Raw genomic sequence first — 18,253 nt, forward strand, 5'->3', positions numbered from 1 at the left:
TCACGATGCTCTGGAATGGGTGATCACGATGGCCTGGAATCGGTGATCACGATCGGCTGGAACACGCACTCCGCCGCACCTGCAATTCAAGCCAGTCGATGCCGGACTCGGCCTGAGGCGCCTTCCGGGCGCGGTAGTGCTTCACAATGGTCTGTGCGCTTCGGTATGAATGCCCAGTGATGTCGCAGATCATCAGCAAGTCGCAGCCAGCCCGATCGAGCAGCATGACGCAGGTATCACGTAAGTCCTGGTCGTGCTTTTGTCGAGTTTGCCGGCGCCATTGACGAACATCAGCGTGGGGCAAGGCTTCAGAACGCCATGCTGTCTCATCGCCATTGCTGTCGCGTGCGGCCTGCGCCAATCCGCCAATACACGCTTGCGCTGGTCGACCGCTCGAGCGCGCTGCGCCTTATTTCCCTCATCGAGAGGAAGAGGGGCAAACAGCCGATCGATATTTTCAATCAGTTCGGCGGCCAGTCGCTCTGCGCGGATAATTGACTGGCGCGCGTTGTCGCGCGCGAGAAAGCCGAAGATAAATGCGGAACTGCGCAGCCCCTTGCTCAAGCCTCACCACGCGAGAATCGTGAAGTTCACTCCCTTCAGGGCAGTCGAGCTGCACAGCCTCTACGCTCGTTCGCTAACGCAGGTTAAATCGGGTTCCAGTCACTCCTCGGGGGGCCGCTCCCCCGCGGCTCGCCGTCGCTGCGATTGAGTGCTCGGAGGCGACTGCAATGCAGGTACAGCCGAAGCGCGTCGCTCCGCCTCTTGGACTTTGAGCCGCAGATCTTCCAGCTCTGACAGTTGACAAACGAGGTCGTTCAACCGTTGGACAAGAAGGATCGAGCTATAACCCTGCATCAACGCCCTCCTGAGTCTGCAGCTATCCAGACAGCAAAGGGACCCCAGCCTCAGGGCGGTGAAGCTGGGGCTATCGAGCTGCCTTGGTGAAGGCAGCCGCCCCTTGGGGAGGGCACGGGAAAACTTGGCAATCAGTAAGTCGTTCCAAGCCGAACAAAATGAGCCTAGCCTTGCGGCAATGGGGAAAGCTGGGGCCCGACTGCATCGCCCGCTTGGGGAGAGGAATCGAGAAAACGCGGTAATTTGCGAGCCCGTACCAACCGCCGTGCCTTCGAAAAACGTTAGCGGCCTCTGTCGTCCTTGCCGTTGGGGCTGCCATCGCCGCCGCCGTTACCCCACGGCTCGCTTTTTGCTCGCCTCCAAAAGCGCGTGTGCCGGCGAGTGGGTCGCTCGATAGGCCGTCTCCACCGATCGAAAGCGCAGCCGGACGGCTGTAAATTAGATTGAAATCCCATATTTAATATAGTTTAATATCGAAATTAAATGACGATTTTCAGGGTTTTGGCATCATGCCTCATTCTCCGTCCATCGTGCCTCATCCATATCCACGTGACGTCTATCTTGTGCTCGAGGATTATGGAGGTGGGCTCGGCCGTGCCTGGAGCGAAGCCTCCGAAGACGACACTGGTCGAGCGACGCTGATGCGCCAAATAATGGAAGGTCAATACAAGCACCCTGCTCGGATCGTGGTCTTCAACACGGTTGAGGGATGGTCGCGTGATGTAACCGTAGAGATCGCAGATGAACTGCGCCGCTGCTTTGTCGAGTTCGATGACATTGCGCCAGCCGCGTTGGAATTCATCGAGAGAGTCGGAAGGAACTGACTGTGGTGCGCAGTCGTGCCTTGCTTTGGTTTGCGCTAATCTCACAAACTTATCCGAGACGAGGATGATGAGCGGCAGCACGAACAAACAAGCGACGACGTGGGTGTGAGATAACTGCCTGGTGCGGCATAAGACTAACCCTCTTTGTGTTTGGAGTTACCATGTCGGTGGGTTGTGGTCGCGCTGTTGAATGGGACGGAAAGATCCTGACAGGTTCGGTGGTCGTAAATGGCGTGACGACCAAAGTGACTGCGGACCGAGCGATCATCCATGCGTATGCCGCGGGATTTAGCGATGCGCTCAGTTGGGAGATTGATCGTTTTCGGATAGAAATCTTTGAGAAGCTGGTGCTATTCCTCCTTCGTCAGAATAGTTGACGGTAAGCTATGACCTCGCCGCGTGTCAGGGAGTTTTCCGCAACGATGCTGATGAACTTCCGCTGCCGTGCACCTTACCTGACGTCGGCAAGCAGATATCGTCATAGGATTAAAAGAGGCGGAGCATCAATCGATGGTCGAACGCCGCTTTCCTGGCCATCGCGGACCGGGTCCAGAATTGGCACGTGGACGATGCCCTGCCGCACCTGGAGCTGGCGGTCGCGAACCTGATCGCTATGTTGCGAACGGACGACCTGCGGTCCTAAAGGCCCGTTGGCGAGCCCGAGGTAGGACCGGTAGGAGGCGCGGGGCAGCCTCCGCTCGATGGCGAGTCGTCAAGGTCCACGTTCATTGTCGCCAGGATGTAGCGGAAGGGTGAGCGCAAGGCATTCAGTTCCTCGACCTCGACCTCCATCCGTATTCCCCATGCGGAATCGTTGCGGTGATCTCGACGTCATTGCCGGCCGACACGCGCCAGGCTGCCACCCCGAAGCACAAGGTCAGCGTCAGCGCGAGGGCAAGCAGAAGCATAGAGACGAAATGGCTCACGCGCGTGTACCCGCAAATCTGAAACCAGTTGAGAGCGTGCACAGAGGCCCGATTCGGAAAATGCAGACGATCTGACGCATCGGCCGTTTTCCCCATCCTTACACGGGGCCAAAAGCGCTCACGATCCCGATCGTGATCGGCACGAGCGCGACCATCACCCACAAAGCGGGCGAGCTGGAGGACAAGCCAACGACCAGTATCAAAACACCGATACCCACGAGGGCCGCTGAGATTGCGTAGGCGACTGCCTTTTCCATCTGTCGATCCACGACAACAAGGGATCGGTCGCACAAGCAGGACTCGAGGCAAATCGAAACGTTCCTTTCTTGTTTTAATCCGACCCTCAAAATCTTATTTAATTCTGACTTTGCAACTTAATTTCGCCAAATTAAAAGGCGCTCTCTGCGCGTCGGGGCAGGGCTATTAACCGGAGTCCTGCATGTTCACTCGAGTAGTCGTAGCCTTATTGCTCGCTTTTGCGACATCCATTTCATCTGAAGCGCGCCCCTTGCGCGCCGCTTCGCCACCTGAATGCAACGTGATTATGCCATGCGACTTTTCATCTTCGCTGGTGCAGGCGCAGAGATACACGAGACGGGCACCGCGCCTGCAGCGAGGTGCCGTTGCTAGCCTACGGATGTCTGTGGCCAGCTCAGGGGCCTTAAGTAGTGAGATCGTCAGCGGTCGTCCGGCCGGTTGCCCTCGATCGTTCTGCGGATGTGGTGCGGCGATCTGAGTGTTTGGTCGGGTAGTACCGGAACTGAACCTCGCAGCCAATTGGCTGCGCTTTCCCCGCACCTCGCCAGCACCGGGAATGGTTGCCGCGCGACGTGGACACGTCTTCGTCCTTGAGCAGCACATCGCTGGTGACATCTGGAAGGCGTACGATGCCAACTCAGGTGGGCACGCAACGCGAATTCACCCGCGCTCCCTGCGAGGGTACACCATCGTCAACCCTCATGCGGCCTAGGCCATCGCGCAGCGTTCCCATTAGATTTTTCTCGCCACGTTCCGGAGCATCCGGGTCGCGGCTTCCGCTCAAAAACAGGGGCGCAGCAGTTTTCGCTGCGGCCCTGAAGTTGCAACTTGATTCTGCGCCGGCTTGTTCTCGCAGTTTGTCCCGAACACCGAGGTTGATAGGTCCGCCATCACGGGAAGCTTCAATGCAGCCAGGGCGTTCCATGACGATCATTGGTGTTCACATCAGAACGATAGAATTCGACGATGCGGTGCTTCATTGAGACCCGGACACGATAACCAGCGGATATCCACGCTCTCGCTTGAGGACCTGCTCTCTTCAGTGTGCTCCACCACGCAGTGAAGGTGTAGGCCGATCTCGGCAGAGGCTTCCCCAAGATCGCTTCAATTTCTGAAAAGGTCAGGCGGAGACTTTGACCGTTCTCCGTTCGCAGCCTTTCATGCAATGGCTGGTAAATCGACCTCGGCATGCGAGCACCATATCGACAAAATGGGCCGGCTGCCCGGCATTGGAATAGCAGACTGGTGCATATAGAGCGCGGAGGCAAAAGGCATTATCATTCAGGTCTGCAAGACCTCGCGAAGCCTGACGCAGCGAAGTCTCTTCAGTGTTCCCTTAGCTCTAGGTCCCTCAGCAGCACGTGGAGAAAGTCGCTGGCGTGGTCATAGCGTTTACGACCATTCACGATCTCGCAGGTGCGGGGCTCCAGTGTGCTGGCGATGGCTTCAGCGCCGGGTAGATCAGCCTGGTGCGACCACTGCTGTAGCAGCCGATCAGGAATGCCTTGAGCGGATCCAAACAGCTTCAACACAAAATAATCGCCATCGTGCTTGTGATCAGCCTTCGCATAAAAAGCGAATAACCCTCGAAAGGCATTACGGGAAACGGCAGGTTTTGCCATTTAACATCCCCAACGTAAAATCGGCTCGCTTTAAGTCTAGAAATCTGACGCGTTAACAAAATAAAATCCAGTGGAATTTAATCGCTTGCCCTCGAAAAAGAGGTCATCAGAACTGACGTAAATCGAAGCACCGTGCGTCACAGCTCGCGCCGCCCTTCATCTCCGATACCCTATGCTGCTACGGGACAATCGACCTTAGCAGGCGGCCGAGTAGGATGGGCGGGGCAGGGGCTGCCCCGCAAAATTGCTACCAGACCTCGCAAGTGACCGAGACGAACCGATGTTCGCTCAACCGGCTCCCGAAGTCGCTCTCGTGCGCATGATCCAGTCGGTCTGGCGCTGCCCGGTGAATAGCGCGCGATAGATCTGTCCCGATCGAGGCCAGTCAATTTTGCATCGGCTGCGGCGACCCACTCGATCGGGGTGTCGCGACCGCAGGCCGGCACCAAGCCGCTCGATAGGCATTGTCTGGTCGCCATTTCATGGCTTGACGTAGGTCCATCCCTGCTCCTGCAACTGCATCACCCTAACGACGCCCGACCTCACTACTTGGGCTTGGGCAACGATCGGAATGTCCTTATTTTCGGCCTTTTGCATTTTCTCTTGCGTGTTTCCACAGGCTTTGAATGATACTTCCGGCGTGCTCAGAGCCATTTCCTCAATTCGCGCTTTCACCGGCGACGTGTCATCGCGGAGCATATGGAGGCCGGGGCCGAAGGTAATCACCTCCACTTTCACCCCTTCACCAACCTCCTTGTAGTATTGCGCGACGTTGAGTGCATTGTTCAATGCAAGATTCATTGACGCGGAGTCGCTTGTGTTGACCTGAAGGATTAAGCGGTGCTCTTTCTTGGCAGCAGACGATGGCGCGATGCGCGCCAGCTCAAATTGTTTTGGCGTCGCAGCCCGCGCCGATGAATTCGCGTGCGTTCTTGCCGTGCCATGTGTTGAGGCTGCAGGCAAACTAGGCTGTGCCGGGAGCAGGCGAGTCTCCTGCGCCGCGGAACTAGACAGCCCGACCAGGAGCGAGATGATTGTCGGGATCATCGCTCTGATAATCTTCGGAAATTTGGGCATTATGTTGTTTCTCCAAGCAAGCTGAGGTTTATGATCAATTGTTGGGCTTCGCGATCGCGCGTGGCCATTTGCATGTTGCCGCCAATTTTGCACGCACGCTCTCGATACCATCGAGAGCGAACACTGCACCGGCGCTGGTCCCCGTTCGGCGTGACACATGCACGGAAAGTTCGCTGTGGCCGGGGATCGATTGCAACAGGCGAACGACATCGCCTTCAAGCGCGACACCGCGCACCGACGTAATTGTTGAGACCTGAAAAGGTGGATCATCATTGATGCGCAGGGATAGGGTGTAATCCTCGCGACGGCCCGACAGGCCGGCTCCATCAAGCAACACTTCGGTCAGGCCGCCGCGACAGCGTATCGACAGGCTCATTGCTGCGTCCCCTTGAGATGGTAGTGTCGCCTTGATGATCGATGAATAATCAACTGGCGAGGTGGTCGCGCTGACGATCCACGCCCCGGCTCCATTTGCGGGCCGATCAGAGACGCGAACCGGCGCCATAGGGTCTTCGGCGCCTCGGGCCCGAGCGAGGTCATTTGCGATCGCGAGCGTCACGACGAGAGCGATCAGGGTGAACGTCATTGTGCCGCCTGGCTCGAACGCGGCAGACGATCGAGCCAGGCCTGCGCCGCAGGAGAACGCGTCAGGCCAGGGACCGTCGCCGCCAAGTTGATCGACTTCCATTTCGGATCGAAACCGGGCTCCTGCAGCTTGTTGATCCGCGAGAACAGGCGGTCAACAAAGCGCGCCACACGATGAAAGCGATTGGATTTGATCGGCCAATTGAAAGCGACCAGCACGGTTGGAACGGCAATAGTTGTCACGCGTTCCCCCTGCCTGATCAAGTTTGGATAATCAGCTGCGTCCAGCCAAGATGGCAGATAATAATCTTCGAACTTGCTCTCGTAGGGGACCGGCAAGAACTTGAAGCCGGCATCCCAGCGACCACGTATGAATGCATCCACCGGCTTCGATGTTATGAAAACGACGGCGGCCAGCTCACCCCTGCGCATTTGTTCCATCGCAACCTGATGGGGGATGAATGCCTTATCGACCTCGATCCCCAGCCGGCTGAAGATCAGCGGGCCCGAATAAGCTGCGGCGGTACCTTGGGTGTTGAAATTGACCTTCTTTCCGACCAGATCACTCAAGCTCTGAATTTCGGGCCTGACGAATACGTGCAGTTCAGATGGAAACAGGTTGAGCACATAGGTGATCCGTCGCTGGATGTCCGGCACTTGGCTCTTGTACTCGTCAAGTGCGTCGGAATTGATGATTGCTGCATCAATGCCCCGCAAATACAGCAGCGAATTGACGTTTTCGGTTGCGCCACGGGTCACGATGGGCAGCACGTGGAGGTCCGTTCCATCATCGGCCACTCGCGCCATTTCCGCGGCAAGCCGAATGGGAGCTCCTTCCAGCAGACCTCCGGCTATTCCGACAGTCCAATCGTTCATGGCCGCAATTTCCGCCCTTGCATGATCCGCACGCGCCCGCGGAGTCTGCTGGGCCATTGCTGCGCGACAGCCCATGATCAAAAGCGGAGCGGCTATCGCGATGAGGAGAAACCAAGAGCGTATTCCAACCAGCTGCTTCATCGATGCGGCTCCCCTAGGAACGTCTACTCTGTTTTGTCCGCTGCGCTCTTCACTTCGACACGTAAGTTTAAGTTCGATCTGACTAGTCGATACAGCGCACGACCATTTGTCTGCACCGATGCTGCTAATGACCAAGTGCGTCGAATCGCTCCCTTGCCTCCTTGACCCCTCCGGCTGCTGCTCTGGCGTAAAGCTCTCGCGCCTTGGACGTGTCGCCGCGCGTTCCGCTCGCGCCCCATTTTGCAAGCAGGCTCGGATCATACGTTTCTGCGAGGGCGAAACTTGCCGGTGCGCTCCCTAATTCAGCAGCACGCTCCAGGACAACGCGTGCCGCGCCAATATCGCCTTGTCGAAGCAATCCGGTTGCGCGAGCGATCAATCGCACGAGTTCGGCGGCGTTTTCGTTCCCGAGAACCGGTGATGGCGCCTTCGGCTCAGCTGCTGTGACCACGAGCTCTCGCGCGAATTGCGCGGGCGGCGCCTGCGGCGATCCCAGCAGCAGTCGGAGCAGTTTCCTTGTTGGCGAATTGCCGGCTCCGCCTTCACCCGACACCCCGGCGGGTAGCCACGGTCCGATACTCGGGCGCGCTGCGGCAAGTTCTTGCTCATCTCGGCCGGATTGGTTGCATTCTCGCCGGAGCTGCTTTTTCAACTGTTCGGCTCGATCATCGTTTGCCGCGGCTTGCGCTTCATAGGCGAACAGCTTGGAACGCGCCAACGAGAGCTCTTGCGCCAACGCATCTCCTCTTTCGTGCTCCTCCTTTAATGAGAGCTTCAGTTTAGCCGAGGTATTCTCCGCTGTTCGTTTGGTCTGTACCGTTTCTTCGGTTGCCTTCGCGATCTGCTGGGATCGGTTCTCGAGCTCGATTCGCGTCGTCGCGAGCGTCTCCTCCAGCTGTTTGGTACGATCGTGCTCCTGTCGGAGGCTTGCCTGTACCTGAGCCTCCGCTGCCTCTTTTGCACTGATCTCTGCGGCTTGTCTGGTTACCTCTGCGGACTGGGTCTCCAGGTCGTGATGAGCGGCTGTCAGATTCTGCTCCAACCGGTTTGCGCGATCTCGCTCCCGCTCGACAGCTGCCTGCAGCTCTCTCGGGCCACTCTGTGCCGGGCGTTCGAGTTCGTGACCCTCGGCGCCGACTTCGCGGCTTAGTCGCGCCTGCACTTGGAGTTCGTTGCGGGCCTCGGCAAGTTCTCGTTCCAGACGCTGCGTGGACGAGCGCTCTTCCCGGAGCGATTTCCGCAGCTTCTCGGTTTCATTCTCGGCAGCCTCCGCAATGCTGGTCCATTGCTCGCGTGCGTGCTGCAATAGCTCCAGCATGGTATCTTGCTCCCGTCGGCATGCTCGAAGGTCACCACTAAGGGTCTGGATCCTCTGCTGTTCCGGGGCGAGCGCTTGCCGTGACCGCTCGGCATTGCCGATCGTGGCTTGTGCGAGCTTCAGGAGGTTCGGGGCGGCGGATTGTTTCAGCTGCATGGGGCTCCGCTCCCCCGAGCCGTTCGCGCCGCGCAAGTGCGTCGTAATGACAGGGGCGTCGATAGCAGGCCGATTTGGCTGCTGCGCGAGAACGGGTATCGTCAAAACCGACATTGCAGTCAGGACAGTTGGTGCAACCCACCCCGACCTTGTTGCGCACGTGCGCGCACAGCTACGAACGCAATTGGCAGCAAACCATAAGTCTGCGCGCTGAACGGGCGATACTAGGCCCAACTCTACCTGCATCGGCGCTGGTGCCCACATCCACGACATTAATGCGTCATCCGTTTGGCAAGTTGCAGTTTAGCTATAATTAAGATTAAATGATATCATTTTATTTGATAATTTATGATGTTTAATTTAACTTCGATCGATGCGACCGGTCGCTGTCCGGGCGAAGGGGACTTTCCGGTGTTTTTGATGTTTATTATATACGAACAGGGAATTAGCGGCTTGTTCCTCTACTGACATCACAGACATCATGCCCCTCTGTGTGAGATAAAACTGTGGGACGTATGCCTACCTGCGCCATCGACACCCCTGCGAAGCGATCGCGGATGCGGCCGCGGAAGAACCCCTATTGGTTTGGCAGCAGCGCGGCCGCAGCGGCTTGTCGCTGGATTTCGCCGGACCGACAAATGCGAAGGCATGTGGGTGGCGAAAATTGTCGTTGAGGGACACCGAATCGAGAAGCGCATCGGTACGGCCGATGGCGATCAAAGGCTGCCACGCGCGCTCTCATTCACCCGGGGCCACCGAAGCCGCACTGCGTCGGGAAAGCAGCACATCCGTTCGTGCCGCCGGCGAACTGGCTGCCGCCAAAAAGATCCCCACTGTCTTGCTCGTCGTCGAGACCTACGCCGCGCGCCGGCCAAGCCGCCGATGAGTTTGAAGCGCAACCGTCCGCGGCGGGGGCACCGCTCGAGTCGCCCCAAGCCGTGCTCAACGGCTAGACCAAAGACGCAGTTGCACTTACCTTTAGTTGAGGTGTTATCTTTTTGAACCTTCGTTTGAATTGCGGGACTCACGTCAGTAGGCGGTGGGGATGAACGGGCCCATCACAACATCGAGCGATTGTAGCTATCGTCGCTCTTCGGCGGCAGCTGCAATTTATTTGCGGGTTGACAGCCTAAGCCTCACCAAGCCAACCGATCGGCGTGTGATATCGCGGAGGCAAAGAGATGTTTCCAGCGAAACCTGCGGCCTTGTTGTTTGGCTCAGCGTTGCTACTGACGCCAGCACTCGCACGTGATGGCTGATACGACCACTCTCCGCTGAAGTCATGGTTCGAAAGCTTAGAGAGCGAATTTGGAAAGTGCTGTACCGATGCGGACGGGTACACAGTGTCGGATGCGGATTGGGAGTCCAGTCGTGGGCGTTGCCGCGTCCTCATTGCCGACGAATGGGTGATCGTACCTGATGGCGCGGTCATCACACAACCAAACCGTTTCAGCCGCACAATGGTCTGGAGGCACTACATCGATGGCCATCCGCGTGTTCGATGCTTCATGCCTGGCAGCATGACTTAATGCGTTGTAGAAGGTAATCGACCGCTCTATTCAATCATGGCAGGCACCGAGCAATGAATTGGCGGCGAGCCTTCTTCTGACCGGTCGCCAGTTTTATCTTCTCTCTCAAAACGAGGATTTCGGAATATTCCCTTTCGATCCCAGGGTGGATGCGAAGTGTTTCAAGCTGCTGGGCGGTCAGTTCGAGGATCGCGGCAATATGCGTACTCCGGATGTGGTGCATGGCAATCAGATCCGCTGCTGGGAAAACGGAACGGAACGATACAGCTAAATGCGCTGCGGCGTCGCTGGAAATAAACGGCCAAAATTGCTGCCATTTCAGCGTAACTTGCGTTGCAGCTGTCTTATGATCGCCCTGCAATCGCTGATGTAATCTGTGATCAATTGGCGACGTTCTGCGTGCCGGGACGACCCGGCTGCAGCGGTCCCCCGCTTGCCACACGGCGGTGCGCTGGTCCGCTCACCGTTCGGCGGCTTGGCTCCGGTCATCTGACGATATCACGGGTGCCGCAGTCACCGCGCATTGATCTATCGCACGAATTTCCGTCGCTTTTGACCCTCGCATATTATGGATCGTCGCCGGTTCACGCTGGGATGCGATACGGCGAGGGCCGCAGCGGGAGGTTGAATTGCTGCGGCCCGCGTGGTCAAATGAAGCCGGGTTAAAAAGACCAAGTGAAATATGCAGCCAGCGCCGGCAGCAAAATTCTGCCGCAGCGCAGACGCGGCCTCGGTGGGCCCGATCAGTTTGCAGTCAGCTCGTGGGTCGTTAAGGGAGACTCGGCGGGCGTGCCGTACTTCTCTGCACGTTTTGCGGCGAGCTTTGGATGTAGCGCGCGCTGGATGTACTCGGTAAGCAACTTCACCAGAGGCCCCGCTGAGCTCTCTTAAGATAGATATCATACCCAATGGCAACTGCTCGCTTCACCTACTTCATTCCCTCGCGGCAAAGCGGTGCTTCGTAAGCTGGGTGTCGGCGGCGGCGCCGACGCTTGAGCTCCCGTGCTCCGGATAGGTGCGGACCTCCATGCACGGGGGCCGATATTCTGCCTGAGGAACCGCGAGAGACGGCCCCGGCTTGGGCGCTTGGGGGTTAATGCCGGGGCCGCTCCGCCGGCTTCCGGTCGGGCGAGCCAGCAAGACTTCCAAACATTCCACCGCGCGTTCGTTCCTCTCGAGCGCTCGAGGTTGCAAACTGCGGCGGGCTGCCGCTGCTGAAATCCGGCCTGACCTCAGCCCACATCCGGCACACACAAAGCGCGCCTCGATGTCAGACCAGTGAACATCGTCCGGCCAGCGATCGGCGCTAAGAGCAACGTTGTGACCGCAATGGCAGTAGATCAGCCGCCAGAAAGAAATCACCGTCGGACGCCCCGTCTACGTTCTAAGCCCATGCGTGACGCGTCAATCGCAGTGACACGAACCGCTCGGACTAGCTGAACTTCCCGCTGTTGCAGGTGATTTTTCGTCCATAGGGATGCGTGCCGCTCCTGTTTTCGTTGGTGCGAAGATTACCCCAATGCTGTGATCGCCTTCAATGGGTCGGCGGGACACTTCCTCGCCGCACGTCCGGCGGCTGGCGGCACCTGCGACACGTCAGCCCTGCGCTATCTCACGTGCATTTTCTCGACGATCGCATAGAGCAGCATGAAGATCGGCAAGAAGACGAAGAACCAAACGGCCTCCGGTTCGGCCCGGGAAAATTCACGGTTCGGATCTGTGTCAGTGCCAAACGGCACAGGTGGCACGGACGGCTTTGAACGCCTGCGTTTTACCGCTCGGCTTAGCAGCCGTCGAATCGCTGGTTCGTCCGGATCACTTGCGCGTCGGCTCTGGTTCGTCACGACTTTAGACCGCGAACATCAGCGGGTATTTGCCGACCAGTTCGAGGTCAACATAGCCAGCGGCATTGATCCACTCGTGGGGACAGTAAACGAGCGAGCCAGGGTCGAGCTCTAAGCCATCCCGTTTTATTGCCTCGCGCGTCCCCAGTCGGCCGGCCCATTGTCTCCGTCCGTTTGGATCAGGGCGCATCGCGTCGAACACGGCGGTATCGTTCTTCGTCATCGCAATTCCAGAGGTGTTGAAACCAATCTTTACGAAATGACCTCAGCTTGACGCCGGTGTTCTCGCCGACAAGTGACATTCGCTTTTGCAGTTGCTCACCTCAAGCCCGCATAGGTCGTGCTGACCGTCTTCCCTGTCTCACTCTCGCCATTGCAGGTTGCCGAAAGGGAGTTTGGCGAAGGGTGATCCAAAATTGATAGGTGCGGCCGGAGCAGCCTCGGCACCTGCAGGCTGCAAGGGTGGCTAGCTGTCTGCTCCTCAAGGTGGGTGGGCCGCCAGCATTGGATCGATCTCTTCGTCGAGTCAGCGCTTGGAGAGGTTTTTAGGAGGAAGCCCACCACCCGTCGGGGAATGGCTCCAACAAAGTCCGATCGACTTGGTTGTCGTTGTCAGGGGGGCTGATAGCTCCTGCATTCCGGCTTAGTGGCGCGTGGCCACGGAGGCGAACAGATAAAGCGCCCCGTTCACGACGTCGAACGCGGCGCGACGGAGGATGTGTCAAACGTAATGGAGGCACACCGCGGGGCGCTTCGCTCAGCTTCTTCGACCAGATCTCGAAGATCTTCCAACTCTGAGAGCTGAGAAGCGAGTTCGCTAAGTCGTTCGGCGTAAAGGATTGCGCGAGAGCCTCGCATAAATGTCCTCCCCAGCACAAAAAAGCACTATCAGGATGGCGTCAGAGCAAATAGCGCGAGAGCAAAAGTAGAATTTCAATACTTCAGGCTCAGTGCCTTAGGGTTCTTGAATGCGGTAAAAGAGAAAATGGCCATCGCGACACGGCCCCGACAAATGGTTCAGCGGCCTCTATCGTCCTTGCCTTGGGGCTGCCCTGGCCGCCGCCATTTCCCCAGCCGGTAGTAGCGTGATCGCTGGAGGTGCCACGGCGGCGAACTTTCCGCAGGCCTTCAGAAATTGACGGCGGTCATCGTCCTGGCCGGGCATGGCATCTCTCCGAGGTTTGCGAGTGGATTAAATATCTGTAATATAATCAAATCAATTGAAATTTATTAATAGGTGCGGTCACGAAGTGCGACCATTCGGCCGCAGTCATTGCACTTCTCTACTTCTTCAGGACTCCTCGCCGCAGAAGAACTGGTAATAGGGGTTCTCGACGCAGCGCTCGCAAAGCACCTCGTCGGACAGGTCATAAGTGTGCTTGAGAATGGCCAGCGCCGCCATCAAGCGCGTCGGCAGCGGCGGACGGCCGGGGTCATCGGTGTAGACCGCTCCGAACTTCGCCTCCAGAAATCCCCAATCGATCGTCCGCGCCAGCTTCACCAGCGCGTGTTCCGTGTCGATGATCTGGTCAAGCCGTGAACGAAACAGATCCTGATCGCCCCTCTCCCGACGCTCCCGTGGCCGCATCGAATCCTCCGCTCGTCACCGACAGCAGCAGGGAATCACAGCGCGAGATTCGAGGGAATCACAAACATCATTTTGCAAGAAAACCGCCTCCCAAGCACCGGTTGCTGGCAAATCCAATCCCGCAAATTCCGGCATTTTCCTTTTGCCGCTCAATTGCTTCAGGATTTTTCACGGACGACTAACAAACGGAGCTCAGTAGTCCGAGCGGCCGAGCGGGCGGCCCGGCATCAACCTGCGCAGATCTGTGTGGCGCCGGACCGCTCATTTGAGATTTGCTTGGCTTCCAGTTGATCTCGACTGGAAGGCGCCGGCAGGGCTTGGTTCTGTATGAGACTCCTTGAAGAGGACTGACGCCCGGCGCACGGGCGAGCGAGGTCTAGAGTCAGGCGAGAGCATTCACGCGGTGACGTGCGCGCTCGATTCCGCGGTATTAGGGTCATCTCCGATCGGTGGGAGCGAGGAGCCAGCCGTGCATTGTTCGAAATGCTCGCGAAGCATGCCATTGGCCAAGTGCTCCCAGAACTCAGCTTCGGCGAGAAGCTTCCAGCTTCGATCAGGATAATGCGCGGAAGTCTGTCGGCACAGCGACGCCATTGCGCGCAAGCGGCGTATAGTCTCCATCCACCCCTCCCATGAGTTTTACCCACCTTATTTTCTGTTTTGCGTCGGGTTAATTATGATTATATAAAATAACTAAATTCGCCTTCCATGGCGCTACCGCCGAAACGATTTGACGCGAACGACTTTCGCTTCGCCTTCAAATCGTCTTTCAGATGGAGCGCTGCTTCACAAACTAAAAAATCAGATAAAAGGTCAGGCTTAGAGCTAACTCAGGCGCGGGACATGATCAGCAGCATGCCACCGTGGGTGATCTCGGCCGGACCGGAAAGCATGGCGGATCCAAGTGCAGCCGTTTTCTCTAGTCACAGGGCTTCACTCGCATCATCGGCCTGCCTTGAAGCTCTGCTGAGCGCGCACGCTCCATTGGGGGGCGATCGAGCGGCTTGGAGCAGTGCAAAGGGCTATCGGCGGCTTCAAAGTCGATCCGTGAAACGATCATCTTCGAGTTCGCTGAAAATTAGGCGCGCCGCTCGCCATCATTGAATCCGCGTGCGGTAACTCGTCCCAAACCGGCGCCGATGCATCCGCGACGCCGGCCCTAATCTCGCTCTTTCCCCGAGGCTTCGCCCTTCCGCCTTCGCACTTGTTCCCGAAGCCTATGCAATTGAACAAGCAGGCTAACGAGCTCCCTCGCCGTTTGACGCAGAACAGCCGAGCGGCTGCAAATCCCACTACTCACTACAATACCCCCAAACAGGCCCTTGCAGGATTAGCGACCGGAAGCTTTAGTTTGTGACGACCTGCCGGTGTGACGCTTAACGTACGGTTCATAACGGCGTCAGTTCGCTTTACGACGTAGAGCGAAATATTTCGCATCCCTCCAGAGCGTCCGTCGGTAAGACGTGACAGAAGCAGTGGCCTCAAAAGAAGAAACTGGATGAGCGCTGCTCGACGATCGAGCGCATCTAGTTCCGTACCAAGTCCCAGTTCTGAGCTGGTGCGGCGGCCATGCCGCTCGAGATCAACTCCGCACACGTGGCCGCCAAATAAAGCGGCCGACCGGAACTCGTGCAATGCTAGTTGGTGCGGCCACGCATCGGGACCGAAACCCGCTACGCCGGCGGTGCTTCATCGAACATCTCCCTGGGCCGCACGACCGGGTCCTCGACCCAGGCCTCGCGAGCGAACCAGTTGTGATTGGCGCGACAGACCGGGCAAAGAGTATTGCTATAAAACACAACGCTTCGCAGGAAAGCCTCGCGATCCGACCTGATGCCAGTAGGAATCGCGCGACCGGTTTGCGGACATTTGACCATGATCATGCCCATTTGAGCCTCCCTCGGAAATTATTCGTTGTCTAATGAAAGAGAACCGGCCGGCTGGAGTGCGTATCCCCAGTGTGGGTTACTTGGGGGCATCGCACATTGGGAGTGCTTGTTCGATCAAAGGGCGGCTTGCTCGCGACGGCTTTTTCCAACCGGCTGGATCGCTCCTTGAGCATTCCTTGGACGCTGCCGGTGTCTTTGGCTCGGCAGCGCGGGCCGTTGATTATGCGGCCCTCGAAAGCTCTTGAGGGGGTGCCACTGAAAATGGACCAATCTGATGGGGTGAGAGTTTTGTCCGTGCTACACCGCTCCCGACCAAGACGATCATGCTGCCCATGGTCGATCACCGGCTTCACTCCACTCTCGTTAGCGAAACATTCCTCGTTATGATTTAATCCTGTAAATTAAACCAGCGCTGTCGGTCCGGTTTGCGACTCTCGTCGGATTTTATTTTCCTGCTTTCCTGCACGCAGGAGGCCAAGACGATCAGGCGGGTTCTACGATGCCGTCTCGGCTGGTCGTCGTTCGACACGGGGCGCTTCTTTGATGCTTGAATGATTGCTTCCGGTTCAAGCATGAAATAAATTTTGATTATATGATGATGATATAAATCTCATTGTTAGTTGCCGTCAATGCCGTAAGCTACTTTTATCAACTTTTCGGTTGGAGGAGACGATGCGGGAATTGATCCAGAAGGAGCACAACTCCACCTCGGCTGCGCAGCAGTTAGCCCAAATGAACGACAAACTAGCGAGCATAAACGAGAAGGAGCGCGTCCTAAGAGAGCGGAGTGCTGATCGCGAAGTTTACCGGTATTTGCTGGACTCTCACCGGTTGACTGCACCGGTGAGTGTGCCCGGAGAACAAGTGTTGAATATTGCTCTATCTGAGACGCGCGAGGTAGTCAGCTGGCGGCGTGACTGGGGCCGCATGGTCATTTCGAAGCGAAGCGCAGTCAGGTGATGTGCACCTGCGCGGGATGTGGACTGGTTGCCGTGAGGCGTTCAGCCAAATTTCCTCGGCAACTACGGCTCGTTTGAGCCGCGCCGCTGCGCTCATCGTCGATCAATTTGCATCTGTGTTGCCGGAGGACGTCTGCACGTATATCCGCCAGATCCATCGCCGAGACGTGCTGCGCAACGAGCGGTTGGCCGGTCAATTGGAAGAGGCCGTCATAGCGATTGAACGGCCGGGGAGTTACGCCGGTGTTGCTCAAGGGGCCGGCAACGCTACCCGCCGCCTATCGAACGGCGAGGAGTTCGGCTGATGTTCGATCTGGACATCATGGTCATGCCGGACGAGGCTGAAAGAGCTGTCGCCGCTCTGGGCACAATTGGCTATGAAATTCATGATCAAGCGCGCCTCAAAAGTGGGAGGTGGTGTATCGAGCTGAGTCGACCGCGGGATGTCGGAACCGTCGATCTGCATCGGGCCGCTCCGGGCCCGCGCACCTCTATTCGATCGTGTCCCCGGGCGTGGTGTAGCTGGTGTGTCACCTGCTTCACCGGAAGGAGCCGGGTCGGTCAGCTGGCGATAGCCGGAAGGCTGACGGTTGGATCATCGCTCAAAGGTGCGATGGTTTCCAGCGTCATGTAGCGGGCCCGGTGGACGGCCCATTCATCGTTCTGCTCGAGCAGGATCGCGCCGATGAGGCGGACGATGGCATCCTCGTTGGGGAAGATGCCGACCACTTCGGTTCGCCGCTTGATCTCGCCGTTGAGACGCTCGATCGAGTGCAGCTTGGTGCGATGCTGCGGCGGGAACGTCATGTAGGCCAGCACATCGGTCTCGGCCTCGTCGAGGAAGCCAGCAAGCTTGGGCAGCTTGGGGCGAAGCTGGTCAGCGACCTTCCGCCACTGCGCTCGTGCGGCGTCGGCATCGTCCTGGGCGAAGGCGGTGGCAATGAAGGCGGAGACGACGCGCCGGCCGCTCTTGCCGGCATGAGCCAGCGCGTTACGCATGAAGTGCACGCGGCAGCGCTGCCAACTAGCGTTGAGCACCTTGGCCACGGTGGCCTTGATGCCCTCGTGGGCGTCGGAGACGACCAGCTTGACGCCGCGCAAGCCACGGCGGGCGAGCTTGCGCAGGAATGCCGTCCAGAACGTCTCGGCTTCGGAGGGACCGACGTCCATGCCGAGAACTTCGCGCCGTCCATCACTATTGACGCCGACCGCGACAATCACCGCCACTGACACGATGCGCCCGTTCTGGCGCACCTTCACGTAGGTGGCATCGATCCACAGATACGGCCAGTCGCCCTCGATCGGACGGGTGAGGAACGCCTTCACCTTGTCGTCGATCTCACCACACAGCCGGCTCACCTGGCTCTTGGAGATGCCGGTCATGCCCATGGCCTGCACCAGGTCGTCCACCGGGCGGGTTGAAACGCCTTGCACATAGGCTTCCTGGACGACGGCCGTGAGCGCCTTCTCGGCCATCCGGCGCGGCTCCAGGAAACCCGGGAAGTAGGAGCCCTTGCGCAGCTTGGGAATGCGAAGCTCGACCGCGCCGGCGCGGGTCTCCCCGATCCGGTCCCGGTAGCCGTTGCGCTGCGCCAGACGCTCGGAGTTCTTCTCGCCGTAGCCGGCCCCGGTTTGGCTTTCGACTTCCAGCTCCATCAGGCGCTGGGCGGCAAAGCCGATCATCTCGCGCAGCAAATCCGCATCGGGGGTCTTCTCCACGAGCGTTCGCAGGTTCATCATCTCGTCGGTCATCGGTGGTTCCTCGGTTGCGTTGGCGTGTCGCAACCCAATCCTACCGGAGAA

15 protein-coding genes and 2 pseudogenes are annotated in these 18,253 nt (G+C 58.1%); 4 read left to right on the forward strand and 13 right to left on the reverse strand.

Translation table 11 applies throughout. The features are described 5' to 3' along the window. Positions 1-192: 192 nt before the first annotated feature. The gene (locus IVB13_RS00980) at positions 193-564 is read right to left on the reverse strand and encodes a hypothetical protein (RefSeq protein ID WP_247487374.1); all 372 of its coding nucleotides are present in this window, start codon (positions 562-564) and stop codon (positions 193-195) included. A 773-nt stretch (positions 565-1,337) separates the two neighbouring features. After that, on the reverse strand, positions 1,338-1,763 hold the full coding sequence (locus tag IVB13_RS00985) for a hypothetical protein (RefSeq protein WP_247487376.1): 426 nt from the start codon (positions 1,761-1,763) through the stop codon (positions 1,338-1,340). Positions 1,764-1,843: 80 nt separating this feature from the next. Here IVB13_RS00985 and IVB13_RS00990 point away from each other — a divergent pair, with 80 nt between their 5' ends. Further along, positions 1,844-2,059, forward strand: coding sequence for a hypothetical protein (locus tag IVB13_RS00990; protein WP_247487378.1), 216 nt, complete (start codon positions 1,844-1,846; stop codon positions 2,057-2,059). A 647-nt stretch (positions 2,060-2,706) separates the two neighbouring features. Here the strand turns inward: IVB13_RS00990 and IVB13_RS00995 are convergent. From IVB13_RS00995 to IVB13_RS01025, 6 genes are all read right to left on the reverse strand, one after another. Continuing rightward, positions 2,707-2,865: a hypothetical protein gene (locus IVB13_RS00995; RefSeq protein ID WP_018456767.1), complete on the reverse strand. Its 159-nt coding sequence runs from the start codon at positions 2,863-2,865 to the stop codon at positions 2,707-2,709. Between the two features lie 1,326 nt (positions 2,866-4,191). Then, the gene (locus IVB13_RS01005) at positions 4,192-4,488 is read right to left on the reverse strand and encodes a hypothetical protein (protein WP_247487380.1); all 297 of its coding nucleotides are present in this window, start codon (positions 4,486-4,488) and stop codon (positions 4,192-4,194) included. 480 nt (positions 4,489-4,968) lie between these two features. Then, a complete protein-coding gene (locus IVB13_RS01010) occupies positions 4,969-5,565 on the reverse strand; it encodes a DsrE family protein (RefSeq protein WP_247487382.1) in 597 nt (198 codons plus the stop codon). 34 nt (positions 5,566-5,599) lie between these two features. Next, the gene (locus IVB13_RS01015; protein WP_247487384.1) at positions 5,600-6,151 is read right to left on the reverse strand and encodes a hypothetical protein; all 552 of its coding nucleotides are present in this window, start codon (positions 6,149-6,151) and stop codon (positions 5,600-5,602) included. After that, positions 6,148-7,167 (reverse strand): TAXI family TRAP transporter solute-binding subunit, encoded by a 1,020-nt coding sequence (locus IVB13_RS01020; RefSeq protein WP_247487385.1) that lies wholly within the window; start codon positions 7,165-7,167, stop codon positions 6,148-6,150. Before IVB13_RS01020 ends, IVB13_RS01015 begins: the two co-directional genes overlap by 4 nt. Positions 7,168-7,291: 124 nt before the next feature. Beyond that, positions 7,292-8,641 carry a hypothetical protein gene (locus IVB13_RS01025; RefSeq protein ID WP_247487388.1) on the reverse strand — a complete coding sequence of 450 codons (1,350 nt, stop codon included), beginning with the start codon at positions 8,639-8,641 and terminating at the stop codon, positions 7,292-7,294. Between the two features lie 1,181 nt (positions 8,642-9,822). Between IVB13_RS01025 and IVB13_RS01030 the strand changes: the two are divergent. Continuing rightward, a pseudogene (locus IVB13_RS01030) lies at positions 9,823-10,170 on the forward strand (hypothetical protein). Positions 10,171-10,204: 34 nt separating this feature from the next. Here IVB13_RS01030 and IVB13_RS01035 read toward each other — a convergent pair. From IVB13_RS01035 to IVB13_RS01050, 4 genes and pseudogenes are all read right to left on the reverse strand, one after another. Then, positions 10,205-10,531: a hypothetical protein gene (locus tag IVB13_RS01035; RefSeq protein ID WP_247487390.1), complete on the reverse strand. Its 327-nt coding sequence runs from the start codon at positions 10,529-10,531 to the stop codon at positions 10,205-10,207. 1,487 nt (positions 10,532-12,018) lie between these two features. Then, positions 12,019-12,237 carry a hypothetical protein gene (locus IVB13_RS01040; RefSeq protein WP_247487392.1) on the reverse strand — a complete coding sequence of 73 codons (219 nt, stop codon included), beginning with the start codon at positions 12,235-12,237 and terminating at the stop codon, positions 12,019-12,021. Positions 12,238-13,314: 1,077 nt separating this feature from the next. Beyond that, a pseudogene (locus tag IVB13_RS01045) lies at positions 13,315-13,602 on the reverse strand (transposase); the annotation flags it as partial. A 1,673-nt stretch (positions 13,603-15,275) separates the two neighbouring features. Further along, positions 15,276-15,491, reverse strand: a complete 216-nt coding sequence (locus IVB13_RS01050) for a hypothetical protein (protein WP_247487394.1) — start codon at positions 15,489-15,491, stop codon at positions 15,276-15,278. Between the two features lie 672 nt (positions 15,492-16,163). Between IVB13_RS01050 and IVB13_RS01055 the strand changes: the two genes are divergently transcribed. Together IVB13_RS01055 and IVB13_RS01060 are read left to right on the forward strand one after the other, a co-directional pair. After that, a complete protein-coding gene (locus tag IVB13_RS01055) occupies positions 16,164-16,451 on the forward strand; it encodes a hypothetical protein (RefSeq protein ID WP_247487396.1) in 288 nt (95 codons plus the stop codon). A gap of 73 nt (positions 16,452-16,524) precedes the next feature. Next, complete coding sequence (locus IVB13_RS01060) at positions 16,525-16,755, forward strand: hypothetical protein (protein ID WP_247487398.1); 231 nt, start codon at positions 16,525-16,527, stop codon at positions 16,753-16,755. A 256-nt stretch (positions 16,756-17,011) separates the two neighbouring features. Here the strand turns inward: IVB13_RS01060 and IVB13_RS01065 are convergent, their stop codons facing one another. Beyond that, the gene (locus tag IVB13_RS01065; RefSeq protein WP_247487400.1) at positions 17,012-18,202 is read right to left on the reverse strand and encodes an IS256 family transposase; all 1,191 of its coding nucleotides are present in this window, start codon (positions 18,200-18,202) and stop codon (positions 17,012-17,014) included. Positions 18,203-18,253 lie beyond the last annotated feature (51 nt).

The sequence above is a fragment of the Bradyrhizobium sp. 17 genome (assembly GCF_023073515.1).
GTDB classification, from domain to species: domain Bacteria; phylum Pseudomonadota; class Alphaproteobacteria; order Rhizobiales; family Xanthobacteraceae; genus Bradyrhizobium; species Bradyrhizobium canariense_D.